We start from the raw sequence: 17,525 nt of genomic DNA on the forward strand, positions 1-17,525 counted from the left end.
GGCTAGTCCTAGGCTGTGCCGCCATGAGCACCCACATCGGCGCGCACCCAGGTCAGATCGCACCCACCGTCCTGCTGCCCGGCGACCCCTTGCGAGCACGCTGGATCGCGGAGACCTTCCTCGAGGACGCCGTGTGCCACAGCGAGGTCCGCGGGATGTACGGCTACACCGGGACCTGGCAGGGGCAGCCCGTCTCGGTGCAGGGTTCGGGGATGGGACAGCCCTCGATGTCGATCTACGTCAACGAGCTGTTCGCCGACTACGACGTACGCCGCATCGTGCGGGTCGGCTCCTGCGGGGCACTGACCGAGCGGGTGGCCTTGCGCGACGTCGTGATCGCCTCGGGTGCGTGCACCGACTCGGCGATGAACCGGCTGCGCTTCCACGGCCTCGACTACGCCCCCGTCGCCGACTTCGAGCTGCTCCGCGCGGCCCACGACGCCGCGAGCGCTCGGGACGACGTCACCGCCCACGTGGGCCTGATCCTCTCCGGCGACGCGTTCTACCACCCGCGCCCGGAGCTGACCGACCCGATGGTCGCCCACGGCGTGCTGGCGGTGGAGATGGAGGCGAGCGCGCTGTACACGCTCGCGGCCTCCTACGGTCGCCAGGCCCTGGCCGTGTGCACGGTCAGCGACCACATGGTCACCGGCGAGGAGGCCACCTCCCAGGAACGGGAGCAGACCTACCGCCCGATGGTGGAGATCGCCCTGGCGGCGGCGCTCGCGCCGTCCAGCCACGTGACGACCAGCACCGTGAGGGCCGGCACCGTGACGGCCGGGGCGTCGTAGCTCCGTTCAGGCGTAGGCCGGGCTCGCCGAGTGCTGCAGGGCGCGGGTCGACTGCTCAGGGACGTGCCGGTCGTGCTGGGGCTCCTGGGCCTCCTGGGCCTCCTGGGGCTGCGGCGCGACGAAGGGCTCGTTGGTGCGCGAGGGGAGCCGCACGCAGGTGATCGTGTCCTGGCGTACGACGCACAGGTCGCCGTTGTCCTCGAGGACCGCGACCCCGTGACCGTCGCTGTTCAGGACGCGGCCGGTGATCCAGTCGCCGCCGACGTGCATCCGGACGGCAAGCTGGTCGTCCTTGGCCCGGTCGAGCGCCTGCCCGATCGTGAGCAACATCGTTGATCCGAACATCTCAGCCCCCTCGCATCGCTGCCTGCGACGCCTCTGAGAAGATCTTGGGGCAACTTGGGTGATATGGACCTGTTAGTGGCGTATTGACCGGAACTGGTCTACACCGGACCGGTCTGCGGGGGTTCGTCCGGCGAGAGGATTCGCTCCAGGTCTTGACGCGGGGGCAATTCGTCCGGCGCCACGGTCTCCCCCGAGCGGACGTAGTGGAAGGCCGCGCGCACCTGGTCGAGCTCGACCCCCATCAGCTCGGCCCAGGCCAGCCGGTACAGCGCGAGCTGCAGGGCCTCGGCGTTCTGCTGCCGGTTGGTCTTCCAGTCCACGACCAGCCAGCTGCCGTCCGGCTCGGCGTACACCGCGTCGATCCGGCCCCGGACCACCTGCCCGGCGAGGACCAGCGCGAACGGCGCCTCCACGGCGTACGGGACCCGGTCGCCGAAGGGACCCGACTCGAAGCTGCTGATCAGCTCGCGCAGCTCGTCCTCGTCGTCGAGGCCGAGGTCGGCGCGGCCGGACAGCTCGTCGGGATCGAGCAGCGACTGCTGGCCGAACCTGGCCTCGACCCACGCGTGGAACCGGGTGCCGAACCGGGCGGCCGGGGACGGCTGTCGGGGCATCGGTCGGGCCAGCTCGCTGGCGAACTGCTCGGGATCCTCGCGCAACCGTGCCAGCGAGGTGGCCGAGAGGCTCGTCGGCATCGGCACCTGGACCACCCCGGAGCGGTCGGCCCGGGCCTCGCGCAGCAGGCGCTCGAGCTCCTCGTCCCATTGCGCGAGGGTCGAGCTCTCGACGAGGTCGAGCTCGGGCGCCGCGGAGCCGTCGTCCCCGGAGGCCATCGCCTCGCGCACCAGCGCGGCCGAGGCCAGCCGCCGGTCGTGCTCCTCGGTGCGGGTCAGGTCCGGCCACGGGGTCGAGGGCGGGTTCTCCTGCAACGGGTTGGGGGTGCCGACCTCGGGCAGCTCTGGCCACGACGCCGGCTCGGTCCCCCAGCCGGCCATCACCTCCCGCACCGTCTCCAGGTAGGGAGAGGGCGCCAGCGGCTTCTGCCGGGTGGGGCTCCACTGGTAGGCCGAGACCCACAGCTCGTGCTTGGCCCTGGTCAGGGCGACGTAGCCGAGCCGCAGCTCTTCGAGCCGCTGGTGGGCCTTGGCTGCGGCCTTGAGCTCCTCGATCGCCGCCTTGTCGTGCCCGCGGAGCTGGGGCACGTCCGCGGCGTCGCCGCGCAGCGGCGCCGGGAGCACCTTGGACACGGTCGTCCACTGGCTGCGGGCGGTGGTCACCGGGAACTTCTCGGCGCACACCCCGACGAGGAACACCGAGGACCACTCCAGCCCCTTGGCGCGGTGGACGGTGAGCAGCTTGACCGAGTCCGCCTCCGACGGCGTCGCCTGGTCGAGGCCGCTGCCCATCTCGTCCTCCGCGTCGAGCCACGCCAGCAGGGACGCGAGGCTCACCCTCCCGTCGATGGCCTGGAAGTCGGCCACCGCCTTGACGAACAGGTCGAGGTTGTCGCGACGGGCGGAGGCCGCCAGCGAGACCGAGGAGGCCAGCTCGACGTCGATGCCGGTCACGTCGACGATCCGCCGCACCAGGTCCAGCAGCGGCTCCCCGGCGTGGGCCCGCAGCTGGCGCAGCTCCTCGGAGAGCAGCGCGAACCGGGCCAGTGCCTGGGGCGAGTACGACAGGTCCCCCGGGTCGGCCAGGGCGTCGTTGAGGGAGAGCACCTCGGTGGGGTCGGCGCCCTCGACCGCGCGCTGGAGCTCCTCGCCGACCGAGATCCCCTCCTCGCGCAGCTTCACGCCGGTCAGGGCGCGCGCCCGCTTGCCGAGCAGGGCGAGGTCGCGGGGCCCGATCGCCCACCGCGGCCCGTTGAGCAGGTTCAGCAGGTCGGCGTTGGCGGTGAGGTCCTGGAGCAGCGCGAGGGTGGAGACGACCTCGGAGACCTCCGGCAGGCGCATCAGGCCCTTCAGACCCACGATCTCGACCGGGATCCCCCGGCTGGTGAGGGCGTCGAACACGTCGGCGGCGTGGGAGTTGTCCCGGGTGAGCACGCCGATCTCGCTCCACAGCGGCTCGGGCATCGCGGCGTGGCTGGCGAGGACCTGGTCGGCCAGCCAGGCCAGCTCCTCGGGGTAGGTCTCGTGCAGCACCGCGTGCACCGCTCCCTGCGCGGCGCCGTCCTTGGCGCGCAGCGGCTCCACCTGGTCGAACTCGTCGTAGAGCGGCTTGGCCAGGGCGTTGGCGACCTCGAGGATGCGGGCGTCGGAGCGCCGGTTCACCGTCAGGGCGTACGACGGGACCTCGGCACCGTCCGCGGAGGGGAAGAACGACCCGAACCCGAGGATGTTGGAGACCGAGGCGCCACGCCACCCGTAGATCGCCTGGTTGGGGTCCCCGACCGCCGTCACCGCGTGCCCACGCCCCGAGGCGACGTCGGGCCCGGAGAACAGGGCGCTGAGCAGCTGGGCCTGGGCGACCGAGGTGTCCTGGTACTCGTCGAGCAGCACCACGCGGTACTTGGCGCGCTCCACCCGCCCGACCTCCGGCTGGCTCCCGGCCAGCTCCGCGGCGAGGGCCACCTGGTCGGAGAAGTCCATCAGCCCGAGCTGGGACTTGAGGGCCCGGTAGCCCTCGACGAGGTCGAGCACCTCCTCGCGCTCGGCCATCTTTGCGATCGCCTTGGTGATGTCGACCTTCGCCCGGGAGGTGGCCAGCGCCTCCTCGAAACCGGGTCGGGTGCGGGCGTGGAACGCACGGACCTGCTCGACCGTGACCAGGTGCTCGTTGAGCTCGGCGTCAAGGGCGAGGAGGTACTCGATCGCGGTCTTCGGGTGCTCGCTGAGCAGCTCGACGGCACCGGTGTGGCGCTCGATGGCCCGCGCCGCCACCTGGTAGCGCGAGGCGTCGGCCATCACCCGGGTGTCGGGCTCGTGGCCGATGCGCAGGCCGTGCTCGGTGAGCAGCGCCGCGGCGTAGGCGTTGTAGGTGACCACCATCGGCTCCACCCGCTCCGGCAGCTCGCCGGGCTCGTCACCGGGCTGCGGGGCGGACGCGACTCCCTCGTCGAGCCCGGCGGCGGACAGCGCCTCCCGGACGCGGGCGGCGAGCTCGGCGGTGGCCTTGGTGGTGAAGGTGAGCCCGAGGACCTGGTCGGCCTGGACCTGCCCGGTGGCGACCAGGTAGACCACCCGGGCGGCCATCACCGAGGTCTTGCCCGAGCCGGCACCGGCGATCACCACCGCCGGCTCCAGCGGTGCGCTGATCGCCGCCCACTGCTGGTCGCTGACCTGGTAGGGCGTGCCCATCAGGCGCTGGAGGTCGGCGGGGCTCTCCAGCCGGATCCCGGGGCCGGCCTCGCTGAGGAGCGGCGCGCTCATGACAGCACCGATCCCGCGACCTGGGCCGGGCAGAACGCCACGAACTGGCACCGGTCGCACCGGGTCCGCTCGGGCCGCGCCGGGAACTGCTCGAGGCGCAGCGCCGAGGCGGCCTGCATCAGCTGGCGCTCCACCGGGCGGATCCCCTCGTCGTCGGGCTGCTGGGGACGCTGGCCCTGGACCTTCAGCTCACCCTTGGTCTCCTTGCGCAGCTGCCAGAGCTCGGCGCCACCCGAGGCGGCCCCCTCGACGAGGTCGTCCACGGCCCCGTGGTCGACGGCGTGCTGGTAGAGCCCGAGCTGCGGGTTCTCCTCGATCCTGGTCGGGGGGTACTTCCCGGTCTTGAGGTCGACGACCACCACCCGCCCGTCCTCGTCGAGCTCGAGCCGGTCGGCGTACCCCCGCAGGACCACCTGCTGCCCGTCGGGCAGCGTCACCTGCGCCCGGAGGTCCTTCTCGGTGGCCAGCACCGTGCGGGCGCCCGGCCGGCCGTGCCAGTCCAGGAAGCGGCTCAACGCCTTGCGGACCTCCTCGTGCTCCCGCCCGCGCGACCAGGGGGTGCGGAAGCCGAGCTGGTCCCACACCTCGTCCACGTGCGTCATCAGCTCCTCCACGGCCCCGGGCCCGGTCCCGAGCTCTCCCTTGGCGACCCGGTCCGCGATCGCGTGGACGAGGTTGCCGAAGCCCTGCGCCTGGCTCGACTTCGCCGCTCCCCCGGCCTCGCGCTCGAGGAACCACTTCGCGGGGCACTCGACCAGCCCGGCGAGCGCGCTGGCGGTGAGCTCGACCGGCGCGTCGGCCGGTCGCACCGGCTGCTCGGCGTGGGTGAGGTCGCGGGTGCCCCACCAGTTGGCGGGGTCGGCGGCCGGGACGAGGTGGCGGCCGTCGGGGCGGCGCTCGGCGGCGAGCCGCGCCAGCCGCTGCACCGCGGCCGCCCTCAGGGTCGGAGTGGTCTCGGGGTCCGAGGCCGTACGGCGCAGCTCGCTGACCAGTCCGAGCAGGGACAGCGGCCGTGGCGGACGACCCTGCTGGTGCCGGACCTCGACCCCGAGCTCGGTGAGGAACCGCGAGGGCTGCTCGCCCTCGTCGTCGGGCGAGGCGACAGCGGTGACCACCAGCCGCTCGCGCGCGCGGGTGCAGGCGACGTAGAACAGCCGCCGCTCCTCGGCGAGCAGCTCGCGGGTGGTGGTCTCGGGCTCGATGACCGGCACGGAGTACCGCTCGGCGCCGATGCGGTCGGCCTGGAGCAGGGTGGCGCGGCGTCGCAGGTCCGGCCAGGCCGTCTCCTGCACGTGCGCGACCACGACCAGGCGCCACTCCAGCCCCTTGGAGCGGTGCGCGGTCAGCAGGCGCACCGACTCCCCGTGGATCCCCCTGTCCGCCAGGGTGTCCGCGGGGATCTCCTGCGCCTCGATGGTGGCGAGGAACTCCCCGACCGGCTTGTGGCCGACCTTCTCCTCCGCCCTGGCGGCGGTCTCGAACAAGGCGCAGATCGCGTCGAGGTCCCGGTTGGCCAGCCGCGCCGTCGCGCCGCCTCGCCCGGTGCGGACACGCAGGTGCTCGGGCCAGGCGGTGCCGGACCACAGCGTCCACAGCACCTGCTCGACCGTGCCGGAGCCGTCGAGCACCTCTCGAGCGGTGCGCAGCAGGTCGCTGAGGGCCCGCACCCGCTTCACCACCGGATCCAGGGCACGCTCCTCAGCCGCGGAACCGCTCTGGCCGGTCAGGCCGGCGCCGAGGACCGCTTCGCGCAGGAGGTACGGCGAGGGCCGGGCAGGGCGTCCCTCCTCGGCGGCGAGCCGCTTGTCGCGCTCGCGCAGGAACCGGGACAGGGCGCGCACGTCGGTCGCGTCGAGGCCGACCATCGGCGAGACCAGCAGGCCCTCGGCCGCGATCGGGTCGAGGTAGTCGGGGTCGTGCGGGTCCTCGTTGTCGAGGTTCACCACGGCTCGCAGGGCGTCCAGCAGCGGGCGTACGGCGGGCTCCTGGCCCAGCGGCGTCTCGTCGCTGGCCACCTCCACCGGGACGCCGGCGCCGGTCAGCCCACGGCGCAGCGCGGGGATCGACCCCCGCCCCGAACGCACCAGCACCGCCATCTCCGACCACGGGACGTCGTCCTCGAGGTGGGCCCGGCGCAGCAGGTCGGCCACGCGCTCGACCTCGGCCCGCTCGGTGTCGTAGGTGACCACCTCGACCCGGTCCCGCCCGCCGGTCACGGTCGACTCGGGACTGGTGAACGCGGCCCTGGCCTGCGCGTCGATGCCGCCGGTCAGCGGGATCCGCGCGGCGACCCGCTGGCTGGCCAGGAGCATCCGGGGCCCGAAGCGGCGTACGCGAGAGAGCGCGAGCACGTCGCCCGGCCTGCCGTCACGGTGGCGGAACTGTGCCGGGAAGTCGAGGATGCCGCGCACCTCGGCGCCGCGGAACGCGTAGATGGACTGGTGCGGATCGCCGACCACCGTGAGGTCGGCGCCGTCGCCGGCCAGCGCCCGCAGCAGCCTGACCTGGCCGGGGTCGGTGTCCTGGTACTCGTCGACGAACACGTGCTTGAACTGCGCGCGCAGGTCGGCCTGGTGGTCGACCGCCTCGATCACCGCGCGGCGGATCAGGTCGGCGTAGTCCGTGGCGCTCTGGTCGTCGAGGTTCTGGAGGTACTGCTCCAGGAACCAGCCCGCGGCCACGAACTCGGGAAGGTCGTTCTCCTCCCCCAGCCGCCGCAGCGACTCGGGCTCGAGGCCCTTCTCGCGGGCGCGCCCGAGCACCGCGGCGACCTCGTGGGCGAAGCCGCGGGTCCGCGAGGCCCGCTGGAGCGACTCCGGCCACCGCACGGCCTCGGGGTTGTCATCCATCAGCTGGCGCAGCACCACGTCCTGCTCCGGGGCGCTGAGCAGCCGCAGCGGGCCGGCGTAGAGCTCGGGCGGGGAGTACTTGCGAATCAGGCCGTAGGCGAAGGAGTGGAAGGTCGAGCACATCGTCGTCGAGGTGGTCCGGCCCAGTCGCGCGGCGGCCCGGTCGCGCAACTGCTCGGCCGCCTTGCGGCTGAAGGTCAGCGCCAGCACCGACTCCGGGGCGGCGCCGCGGTTCTCGATCCGGTCCACGATCGCCTCGACCAGGGTGGTGGTCTTCCCGGTGCCCGGGCCCGCGAGCACGAGCAGCGGGCCGCCCTCGTGGTCGACGACTGCCTGCTGCGTCTCGTCGAGGATCGGCGCCGGGCCGGGGCCGTGCTCCCGGCGCACCAGCGTGTACGCCGGCTGGGTGGCCGGCTGGGCGGCTGGGTGTCTCACGGGGACAGCCAAACATCCGGGACCGACAACCGCCCATTCCAGGTGTCGGCGCGAGTCCCCTCCCCGGGCCGGGTCACGGCTGCCAGAAGGCCCGGGCCATGTGCACCCGGCCCGACGGCCGCATCGGGGTGCCCTCGTCGAGGTAGCGCGCCCGGGCCTCGTCGTCGTGGCTGGGCGGCAGGGAACCGTCCGCGCGGACCACCCGCCACCACGGCACCGGCCCCCCGAACTGGGACAGCACCCGGCCGACCCGGCGGGGACCGCCACCACCGACGCGGTCGGCGATCGCGCCGTAGGTGGTCACCCGTCCCGAGGGGACCTGTTCCACGACGACGAGCACCTCCTCGACGTACTCCTCGAACTCCACGCGCACATGCTCGCAAACTGCCCCCGGAAGCGGGGTCCACCCACAAATCCAAGTAGTTTGATAGACTAAGTTGAATCAACAGGTGATCCTGTCCACGCACGAGAGGGGCGAGCGCATGACGATCCAGTTCGACGCACACACCGAGCACGTCTCGCCCCCCGCGGCGAGTGGCCCGGTGCGGGTCCGCAAGGTCGGGGGCCGGATCGGCGCGGTCGTGGAGGGTGTCCGCCTCGGCGGCGACCTCGACGGCGCCGACGTCGCCCAGGTCCGGGCCGCCCTGCTGGAGCACAAGGTGCTCTTCTTCCGCGGCCAGCACCACCTCGACGACGACGCCCAGATCGCGTTCGCCGAGCTGCTGGGACCGCTCACCACCGCGCACCCCACGGTGAACACCGGCAGCGCCCGCGTGCTCAGCGTCAAGGCCGACCGGGGCATGGCGGCGAACTCCTGGCACACCGACGTCACCTTCGTCGACCGCGTCCCGGCGATCTCCGTGCTGCGCGGCGTCACCCTCCCGGCGTACGGCGGGACCACGAACTGGGCCAACACCGTCTCCGCCTACGAGAACCTCCCGCGGCCGCTCCAGGCGCTCGTGGAGAACCTGTGGGCCGTGCACACCAACGCCTACGACTACGCGCGCGAGACCGAGACGGGCGAGGAGGACGCCGACTCCGACTTCAAGCGGGAGGAGTTCGAGTCGATCCACTACGAGACCGAGCACCCGGTCGTGCGGGTCCACCCCGAGACCGGCGAGCGCTCACTGGTGCTCGGCCACTTCGTGAAGAAGTTCGTCGGCCTGAACAGCTCCGAGTCCTCCGCCCTGTTCAAGGTGCTCCAGGACCGGATCACCAAGCTGGAGAACACCGTGCGCTGGACCTGGGAGCACGGCGACGTCGCGATGTGGGACAACCGCGCCACCCAGCACTACGCGGTGGCCGACTTCGACGAGCAGCCCCGCGAGATGCGCCGGATCACCGTCGCCGGCGACATCCCCGTCTCCCTCGACGGCCGCCACAGCGTGGTCCGCTCCGGCAACGCCGACCACTTCTCCTCGATCGACCACCTGATCAGCTGAGGCCGGTGGGGCGCGCCGCGACCCCACAAATGTGGGATCGGGACGTCCATGGGCCTCAGACGAACGTCACAACCCGACATTTGTGGGGCCCGGCCGGCGGGCTGCGGGGCCCCCACGACCCCGCGGCCCCCCGGCCCGGCCGGCTCCCGTCCGGCTAGAGCATGGGCCTGAACGGCTCGGTGCCCTTCACCAGCTCCAGTCCGGCGATGCCGGAGTGGGCCTTGGCGAAGGCGAGCTCCTTGGCCAGGTCGCCGATGTTGTTCGAGGCGGGCAGCGGGAGCAGGCCGAGGGTGGACAGGGTGCCCACGGCCTTGCCACCGGCGGAGAGGAAGCCCGAGCCGGAGTCCCCGGGGACGCCGGGGGTCACGGTGTAGAGCGGGTGGCTCCAGCCACCGTCGGCGGCGCTGTCACCCAGGCTGATCCCGGTGTGCGGCGCGAGCACGGTCAGGCCGGCCCGCAGGCTGGAGTTGCCGTAGGTCCACACCCGGTCGCCGAGCTTGGTGCCGTCGGTGTCGATGCCGGTCGGCCCGCCCCAGAAGGGCACCGACGGGTTCACCTTGCCGACGTCGGCGGCGTCCACCTTGACCAGCGCGAAGTCGTTGTAGGCGCAGGTGTTCGCGTCCGTGGTGCCGAGCTTGTTCTCAGTGATCCAGGAGCTGTAGGCCAGCGTGCCGTGCCCGACGGGCGTGCCCTCGGAGAGCAGGTTGCCGTCGTTGGTGAAGGTCACCCTGGTGCCGAGCGGCACCGAGTCCTGGTTGCACCCGTTGGTGTCGGTGGCCTCGCCCTTGCCGGCGCAGTGGGCGGCGTACCCGAGGTAGACCCCGCCAGAGGAGTCGGTGAAGACGAAGTTCCCGGTGCACTGCGCGCCCTCGGTGTACATCATCGTGCCCGGGTGGATCACCGCGGAGCCCGCGGGCGCCCACGTGGGCGCGGCCTGCGCCGAGGTCGTGGTGACGGCCAGGCCGGTGACGGCCAGCACCGTGGCGGCGGCTGCGGCCAGCAGTGGTCGGGAAAGACGCATCGGGTGGGCCCTTCGGTCACGGGAGCGAGGTCACTGTGTCCAACGACACGTTCCCGGACCGGTTACGCCCCGGGCCGGTCCCTTTTCGGACCGACCCGGGGCGCGCGTCCCGAATGCTGGAGGCTCAGTACGTCGGCTGCGAGGGGTCGATCTGGTCGACCCAGGCCACCACGCCGCCACCGACGTGCACCGCGTCTGCGTACCCGGCGCCCTTGAGCACCGCCAGCGCCTCGGCGGACCGCACCCCGGACTTGCAGTGCAGCACGACGGGCTTGTCCTGCGGGAGCTGCTCGAAGGCGTTGCCGTTGAGGAACTCGCCCTTGGGGATCAGCACCGAGCCCGGGATCCGGTTGATCTCGAACTCGTTCTGCTCGCGCACGTCGACGAGGGTGAAGTCGCGGGTGCCCTCGGCACGCTCCTTGAGCATCGACTCCAGCGTGGTCACCGAGATCGTGGAACCGGCGGCGGCCTCGCTGGCCTCCTCCGAGACGGCGCCGCAGAAGGCGTCGTAGTCGATCAGCTCGGTCACGGTGGCGTTCTCGCCGCACAGCGCGCAGTTGGGGTCCTTGCGGACCTTCAGGGTGCGCCACTCCAGCTCGAGGGCGTCGTAGATGACGAGCTTGCCGACGGCGGGCTCACCGATGCCGGCGAGCAGCTTGATCGCCTCGTTGACCTGGATCGAGCCGATGCTGGCGCACAGCACGCCCAGCACGCCGCCCTCGGCGCAGCTCGGCACCATCCCGGGCGGCGGCGGCTCGGGGTAGAGGCAGCGGTAGCACGGCGCGTCCGCGCTGGAGCCGTCCTCCTTGGTCAGCGTCGGCCAGAACACGCTGGCCTGGCCGTCGAAGCGGTAGATCGAGCCCCAGACGTAGGGGATGTTCAGGAAGTACGCCGCGTCGTTGACCATGTAGCGGGTCGCGAAGTTGTCGGTGCCGTCGACGATGAGGTCGTAGCCCTTGAAGATCTCGACCACGTTGTCGTTGTCGAGGCGCTCGTTGTGCACGATCACGTTCACCAGCGGGTTGGTCTCCGCGATGGACTCCTGCGCCGAGATCGCCTTGGGCTTCCCCACGTCGGACTGGCCGTGGATGATCTGGCGCTGCAGGTTGGACTCGTCGACCTCGTCGAACTCCGCGATGCCCAGCGTGCCCACGCCTGCGGCGGCGAGGTAGAGCAGCGCGGGGCTGCCGAGACCACCGGCGCCGATGACCAGGACCTTGGCGTTCTTCAGCCGCTTCTGGCCGGTCATGCCGACGTCGGGGATGATCAGGTGCCGGCTGTAGCGGCGGACCTCGTCGATGGTCAGCTCGGCGGCCGGCTCGACCAGTGCGGGAAGGGACACGACAACGACTCCTCGTCAGAACAAGTGTGGACGAACGACCCGGTGGGTCCCCTGGGGAACACCATCGTTCGCCCCCATGTTCCCAGTCCTCTCCAGCGGCCCTCCCGAGGCCCCGCCATCCGGACAGTGAGACGGAGTCCTGCTTGTAGGCTGCGGACGTGAGTACGTACGAGGAGTCACGCGAGCTCGGGTCCGTGGAACCCGGTGAGGGCACCGGCCGTGCCTCCACCGCCAGGAGCGTCCGTCTCCCCCGCCGAGCGCGACGGGCCCAGCTGCTCACCGCGGCGCTGGAGGTCTTCGTCGCCCAGGGCTACCACGCTGCGGCCATGGACGACATCGCCGAGCGGGCCGGGGTGTCCAAGCCGGTGCTCTACCAGCACTTCCCCGGCAAGCTGGAGCTCTACCTCGCGCTGCTCGACCAGTCCTGCGACACGATCATCTCCAGCTGCGCGAAGGCGCTGGAGTCCACCGAGGACAACAAGCTGCGGGTCAAGGCCGCGATGCACGCGTTCTACGACTACGTCGCGAGCGCCGAGGGAGCCTTCCGGCTGGTCTTCGAGTCCGACCTGACCAACGAGCCCGCCGTGCGCGCCCGCGTCGACCGCGTCACCGTCGAGTGCGCCAAGCTGATCGCCCACGTGATCTCCGACGACACCGGGCTGCCGCCCGAGCAGTCCCAGCTGCTGGCCGTCTCGCTGGTGGGGATGGGCCAGGTGAGCGCCCGCTTCTGGCTGACCGAGCGTGGCTCCATCAGCCAGCAGGACGCCGCCTCGCTGGTGGCCGGCCTCGCCTGGCGGGGCATCGGCGGCTACCCGCGCACCGACGAGCACCGCTGAGCGACCGGTCCATCGACCGACCCGGCGTGCGGCGTACGGCGGTGCCTGACAGAGTTTGTCCCGAGCAAGATCCCCGCCAACTAGGAGGTCCTCCCATGGAGGTCAAGATCGGCGTCCAGAACGTCCCCCGCGAGCTGACCATCGACACCACCCTCGACGCCGACGGGGTCGAGAAGGCCGTGTCCGAGGCCCTGGGTGACGGCGGCGTGCTCTCGCTGACCGACGCCAAGGGACGGCGCGTCGTCGTACCCGGTGCCAAGCTCGCCTACGTGGACATCTCCACCAGCGTCACCGGGCAGGTCGGCTTCCGCTCCTGAACGCGACGAGACGTCGCATCTGAAAGGCCTGGGCCTTTCAGATGCGACGTCTCGGCGGTTTCTGAGCTTTCAGATGCGACGTCTCGGCGGTTAGGCCAGGACGTCCTCCCTGGCGTCCTTGACCGGCTCGTCCTCCTCCTTGTGGATGGTGGTCCGGAGCTCGGTGACGGGCATCAGGGCCACGGCGATCACGGTCACGATCGCGATCAGCCCGGCGATCAGGAAGATGCGGCCGGTCGCGTCGGCGTACGCCGTGCGCACGATCGTTGCGACCGCGGGCGGCATCTGGTCGAGGTCCAGGGAGCCCGCGCCGCCACTGGTGACGGGGATGCCCGCCTTGGCCAGGCCCGCGGCGATCTTGTCGGCCACGTGCGCCGCCAGCACCGCACCCAGGGCCGCGACACCGATGGTGCCGCCCAGGGAGCGGAAGAAGGTGACCACACCGCTTGCCGCGCCGACGTCGGTCACGTCCACGGTGTTCTGCACGACCAGCACCAGGTTCTGCATCAGTACGCCGGTGCCCAGGCCCATCACGACCATGTAGACGCTCAGGTGCCACAGCGGGGTGTGGTGGTCGATCGTGCCCATCAGGCACAGGCCGATCACCAGGAGCACGCCGCCGCCGATCATCAGCCGCTTCCAGCGTCCCGTGCGGGTGATCAGCAGGCCCGACACGGTGGCGCCGACCATGTTGCCCAGGATCAGCGGGAGCATCAGCAGCCCCGCCTCGGTGGGCGTGTGGTTGCGGGCGACCTGGAAGTACTGCGCCAGGAACACCGAGGCGCCGAACTGCGAGATGCCCACGGCCAGGCTGCCGATGATCGAGAGCGTGGTGACCCGGTCGGCGACGATCCGCGGCGGGACCAGCGGGTCGCTGTGCCGGCGCTCGATCACGACGGCGATGACCAGGGCCACGAGGGCGGCACCGAGGAACGCCGCGGTCTCGACGGACCACCAGGCGTAGCTGTCCCCGGCGAAGGAGACCCAGAGCAGGGGCAGGGCGGCGGCGACCGTGATGAACAGGGCGCCCCAGTAGTCCAGGCGCACCGGGCGGCGGACGGTCTCCACGTGCAGGAACTTCTGCAGCATCACCATGCCGGCCAGGGCGAACGGCACCGCGACCCAGAAGCACCAGCGCCAGCCGATCGAGTCCACGATCAGGCCACCGAGCAGCGGTCCGGAGACCGTGGCCACGGCCATGGTGGCCGCCATGTAGCCGCTGTAGCGACCCCGCTGCCGCGGCGGGATGATCGAGCCGAGGATCGACTGGGTCAGCGCGATCAGGCCACCCATGCCGAGGCCCTGGACCGCGCGGGCCCCCAGCAGCTGGGGCACGTTCTGCACCGCGCCCGCGGCCAGGGAGCCGATCAGGAAGATGCCGATCGCGACGAGCACGAGCGTCTTCTTGTTGTAGAGGTCGGAGAGCTTGCTCCAGATCGGGCTGGTGACGGTCATCGCCAGCAGCGACGCCGTGACCACCCAGGTGTACTGCGACTGGGTGCCCTCGAGGTCGCCGATGATCGTGGGCAGCGCCGTGGAGACGATGGTGGTGCTCACCATGGCCACGAAGAGAGCCGACATCAGGCCGATGAGGACCTCGATGATCTCCCGGTGGGTCATCTCGGGCTGGGACTCGACCGGACGGGCCGACGTCGTTGAGTCAGACATGTAGTTCCTGTGCTTCCTGCGCGTTCTGGCTGGTGGTGGTCTCGTTGTCGGTGGGGTCGTTGAGCAGCGCGGCGAGGTCCTCCACGACCGCGACCGCCTGTGAGATCGAGTCGAGGTCCCAGTCGGTCACGCGGTCGGCCAGCACCTCGCACATCGCGGAGCGGTTCTGCGCGAGCCGCTGCCGGCCCGCGGCGGTGATGGTGATCTTCTCGGCGCGCCGGTCCGAGGGGTCGGCGCACCGGGTGACCAGCGCGAGCCGCTCGAGCGCGGCGAGCTGGCGGCTGACCACGGAGGGGTCCACACCGAGCCTCGAGGCGATCTTCCCGGGCCGGGCGCTGCCCTGCCGCTCGAGCACGCCGAGCGTGACGATGTCCCCGCGGCTCAGGTCACCGAGGCCCCGGTTCCACGCCCCCGAGCGGGAGCGCAGCGATCGGGTGAACCGCAGCAGGCCGTCGAACAGGGCCTGCACGGCCTCGGCGCGGGTGGACTCACTGGTGGCTCCGGACATGACGTCCATTCTAGATTAGTTGGTTGATACATGCAACTAGTCTCGGAGAACGCGTGTACGGCGCCGCACGGCCCGAGATCGGCCCGAGATCGGCCCGAGATCGGCCGGGGCGGATCAGCGGGCGGTCAGCGGCGGGTCAGGAGGCGAGACCGAGCTCGGCCATCCGGTGGGTGTGGTTCTCGGTGAGCCGGGCGAACATCCGGGCCAGCGCGGTGAAGTCCATCCCCGGCCGGTCCACCCCGCCGGCGAGCAGGGCCGCCAGGGAGTCGCGCTCCGCGGCCACCCGCTGGGCCTGGGAGAGCGCCTCCCCCATCAGGCGGCGCCCCCACAGCGCGAGCCGGCCGCTGACCCGGTGGTCGAGCTCGATCGCCCGGCGTACCCGGGCCACCACGAAGTCCGCGTGGCCGGCGTCGGCGAGCGAGTCCACGATCAGCTCGCGGGTGCCGGAGTCGAGGAACGCCGCGATCTCCACGTAGAAGTCGGCCGCCAGCCCGTCCCCCACGTAGGCCTTGACCAGGCCCTCGAGCCAGTCGCTGGGCGCGGTGGCGGCGTGGAAGACGTCGAACGGCTTCACGAACGGCGCCATCGCCTCCAGCGGGTCGGCGCCGAGCCAGGCGATCCGCTCCAGGAGCGGCTCCACGTGGCCGAACTGGACGGTGGCCATCTTGGCGAGCGCCAGCTTGTCGGGGAGCTCCACCGCCAGCTTGGCGTCGTCGGCGAGCCGCTCGAAGGCGGAGATCTCCCCGTAGGTGATCGCTCCGAGCAGGTCGACCGCGGCGGCGCGGTAGGCCGGATCCTCGAAGGCGACCGAATCCTGGTGTCCGGAATCACCCTCAGGACCCTGCTCGACGGCAGGGGGTGGCGAGGCGTCCTGAGGTGAGGTTTCGGTCATGTCGGCAGCCTACCGATAGACTGCCGGTGGACCGCGGGCTTGATGCCCCCTTGCAGCGACACTGTGGGCGGCTCGCCAGCGGCGCAGGAATCCCATACTTGAACCCATCGACTCGCCTGTGCGGGTCAACACAGAACAGGCAGAACCCTGACTACCTTCAGAGAGCTCGGAGTACTTCCCGACATCGCAGATGCGCTCGAACGAGCCGGCATCGTCACCCCCTTCCCGATCCAGGAGATGACCCTCTCGGTCGCCCTGATGGGCACCGACCTGATCGGCCAGGCCCGCACCGGCACCGGCAAGACCCTCGCGTTCGGCATCCCGGTGCTGCAGCGCGCAGTGGCCCAGCACGACCCCGACTTCAACGACCTCGCCGCTCCCGGCAAGCCGCAGGCTCTGGTCGTCGCCCCCACCCGTGAGCTCGCGCTCCAGGTGAGCAAGGACCTCACCATGGCCGGCAAGGACCGCGGCATCCGCGTCCTGACCGTCTACGGCGGCGTCCCCTACGAGGGCCAGCTCGACGCCCTCGAGGCCGGGGTCGAGGTGGTCGTCGGTACGCCGGGCCGCCTGATCGACCTGATGAACCGCCGGGCGCTCGACATCTCCCACGTGAAGTCGCTCGTCCTCGACGAGGCCGACGAGATGCTCGACCTCGGGTTCCTTCCCGACGTGGAGCGACTGCTCAAGCAGACCCCCGAGACCCGGCAGACGATGCTGTTCTCGGCGACGATGCCGGCCGCGATCGTGGCCCTGGCCCGCACCCACATGCGCCACCCGATGAACATCCGTGCGGAGTCCGCCGAGGACAACCAGATGGTCCCGGCGACCGCGCAGTTCATCTACCAGGCCCACGACCTCGACAAGCCCGAGATGATCGGCCGCCTGCTCCAGGCCGAGGGCGCCGACCTGATGATCGTGTTCACCCGCACCAAGCGCCAGGCGCAGCGGATCGCCGACGACCTCGAGGAGCGCGGGTTCAGCTCCGCTCCCCTGCACGGCGACATGGCGCAGGCCGCCCGCGAGAAGGCGCTGACCAAGTTCCGCGAGGGCAAGCTCCAGGTGCTCGTGGCCACCGACGTCGCGGCCCGCGGCATCGACGTGTCCGGCGTGACCCACGTGGTCAACTACACCTGCCCCGAGGACGAGAAGACCTACGTCCACCGCATCGGCCGCACCGGCCGCGCGGGCGCCACCGGCATCGCGATCACCTTCGTGGACTGGGCCGACCTGCACCGCTGGAAGATGATCAACAAGGCCCTCGACCTCCCCTTCGAGGACCCGCAGGAGACCTACTCCAGCTCCGAGCACTTCCTGCACGACCAGGGCATCGCGCCGGGCACCAAGGGCCGGGTGATCCCCGAGGGCCAGGTCGTGATCGAGCGCAAGCCCCGCACCGACGGGCGCGGCGGCGGTCGCGACGGCAAGCGTGACGGCCGCGGCGGTCGTGACGGCGGTCGTGACGGGGGCCGTGGCCAGGGTGGCCAGGGCGGCCGCGGACGCAGCAGCAACAACAGCCAGGGCGGTTCCACCGAGCCCGCCGGCGAGGGCAGGCAGGCCGCGTCGTCGGCCGAGGGCTCTGCCGAGCGTCCCGCCAAGAAGCGCAACCGCAGCCGCAGCCGGACCCGTGGCGGCAAGCCCGCCGCGACCTCCGAGGAGACCAGCTGAGCCTCGGCCAGGACCGGGTCGCACCGACCCGGTCCCAGGC

General features: G+C 71.6%; 14 protein-coding genes. 5 read left to right on the top strand and 9 right to left on the bottom strand.

Annotation, left to right across the window (positions count from 1 at the left end; all coding sequences use genetic code 11):
* Nucleotides 1–23 precede the first annotated feature (23 nt).
* Nucleotides 24–791 (top strand): purine-nucleoside phosphorylase, encoded by a 768-nt coding sequence (gene deoD / locus AC4BGC_RS14340; RefSeq protein ID WP_490556365.1) that lies wholly within the window; start codon nt 24–26, stop codon nt 789–791.
* A 6-nt stretch (nt 792–797) separates the two neighbouring features.
* Here the strand turns inward: deoD and AC4BGC_RS14345 are convergent, their stop codons facing one another.
* From AC4BGC_RS14345 to AC4BGC_RS14360, 4 genes are all read right to left on the bottom strand, one after another.
* On the bottom strand, nt 798–1,121 hold the full coding sequence (locus AC4BGC_RS14345; protein ID WP_490556366.1) for a hypothetical protein: 324 nt from the start codon (nt 1,119–1,121) through the stop codon (nt 798–800).
* 113 nt (nt 1,122–1,234) lie between these two features.
* A complete protein-coding gene (locus AC4BGC_RS14350; protein ID WP_490556367.1) occupies nt 1,235–4,510 on the bottom strand; it encodes an ATP-dependent helicase in 3,276 nt (1,091 codons plus the stop codon).
* Entirely contained in the window at nt 4,507–7,794 is a 3,288-nt protein-coding gene (locus AC4BGC_RS14355; RefSeq protein WP_490556368.1) for an ATP-dependent helicase, read from the bottom strand. Before AC4BGC_RS14355 ends, AC4BGC_RS14350 begins: the two co-directional genes overlap by 4 nt.
* A gap of 73 nt (nt 7,795–7,867) precedes the next feature.
* Complete coding sequence (locus tag AC4BGC_RS14360) at nt 7,868–8,161, bottom strand: MGMT family protein (RefSeq protein ID WP_490556369.1); 294 nt, start codon at nt 8,159–8,161, stop codon at nt 7,868–7,870.
* A gap of 115 nt (nt 8,162–8,276) precedes the next feature.
* On the opposite strand from AC4BGC_RS14360, the gene AC4BGC_RS14365 reads away from it, so the two are divergent.
* The gene (locus AC4BGC_RS14365) at nt 8,277–9,236 is read left to right on the top strand and encodes a TauD/TfdA dioxygenase family protein (RefSeq protein ID WP_490556370.1); all 960 of its coding nucleotides are present in this window, start codon (nt 8,277–8,279) and stop codon (nt 9,234–9,236) included.
* Nucleotides 9,237–9,390: 154 nt separating this feature from the next.
* Here the strand turns inward: AC4BGC_RS14365 and AC4BGC_RS14370 are convergent, their stop codons facing one another.
* Both AC4BGC_RS14370 and moeZ read right to left on the bottom strand, forming a co-directional pair.
* Nucleotides 9,391–10,257, bottom strand: a complete 867-nt coding sequence (locus tag AC4BGC_RS14370; RefSeq protein WP_490556371.1) for a hypothetical protein — start codon at nt 10,255–10,257, stop codon at nt 9,391–9,393.
* Between the two features lie 124 nt (nt 10,258–10,381).
* Nucleotides 10,382–11,599, bottom strand: a complete 1,218-nt coding sequence (moeZ, locus tag AC4BGC_RS14375) for an adenylyltransferase/sulfurtransferase MoeZ (protein ID WP_490556372.1) — start codon at nt 11,597–11,599, stop codon at nt 10,382–10,384.
* A gap of 158 nt (nt 11,600–11,757) precedes the next feature.
* Between moeZ and AC4BGC_RS14380 the strand changes: the two genes are divergently transcribed.
* Both AC4BGC_RS14380 and AC4BGC_RS14385 read left to right on the top strand, forming a co-directional pair.
* Nucleotides 11,758–12,435: a TetR/AcrR family transcriptional regulator gene (locus AC4BGC_RS14380; RefSeq protein ID WP_490547739.1), complete on the top strand. Its 678-nt coding sequence runs from the start codon at nt 11,758–11,760 to the stop codon at nt 12,433–12,435.
* Between the two features lie 95 nt (nt 12,436–12,530).
* Nucleotides 12,531–12,752 carry a DUF3107 domain-containing protein gene (locus AC4BGC_RS14385; protein ID WP_490556373.1) on the top strand — a complete coding sequence of 74 codons (222 nt, stop codon included), beginning with the start codon at nt 12,531–12,533 and terminating at the stop codon, nt 12,750–12,752.
* Nucleotides 12,753–12,842: 90 nt separating this feature from the next.
* Here AC4BGC_RS14385 and AC4BGC_RS14390 read toward each other — a convergent pair whose 3' ends face one another.
* The 3 genes from AC4BGC_RS14390 to AC4BGC_RS14400 all read right to left on the bottom strand — a co-directional run bounded on the left by AC4BGC_RS14390 (nt 12,843) and on the right by AC4BGC_RS14400 (nt 15,820).
* The gene (locus tag AC4BGC_RS14390) at nt 12,843–14,420 is read right to left on the bottom strand and encodes an MDR family MFS transporter (RefSeq protein ID WP_490556374.1); all 1,578 of its coding nucleotides are present in this window, start codon (nt 14,418–14,420) and stop codon (nt 12,843–12,845) included.
* On the bottom strand, nt 14,413–14,928 hold the full coding sequence (locus AC4BGC_RS14395; protein WP_490556375.1) for a MarR family winged helix-turn-helix transcriptional regulator: 516 nt from the start codon (nt 14,926–14,928) through the stop codon (nt 14,413–14,415). The genes AC4BGC_RS14390 and AC4BGC_RS14395 overlap by 8 nt, the downstream gene beginning before the upstream one ends.
* A gap of 136 nt (nt 14,929–15,064) precedes the next feature.
* Nucleotides 15,065–15,820 carry a ferritin-like fold-containing protein gene (locus AC4BGC_RS14400; protein WP_490556376.1) on the bottom strand — a complete coding sequence of 252 codons (756 nt, stop codon included), beginning with the start codon at nt 15,818–15,820 and terminating at the stop codon, nt 15,065–15,067.
* A gap of 237 nt (nt 15,821–16,057) precedes the next feature.
* Between AC4BGC_RS14400 and AC4BGC_RS14405 the strand changes: the two genes are divergently transcribed.
* Entirely contained in the window at nt 16,058–17,485 is a 1,428-nt protein-coding gene (locus AC4BGC_RS14405) for a DEAD/DEAH box helicase (RefSeq protein ID WP_490556377.1), read from the top strand.
* Nucleotides 17,486–17,525 lie beyond the last annotated feature (40 nt).

This window comes from Nocardioides sp. Z38_18, assembly GCF_058215695.1.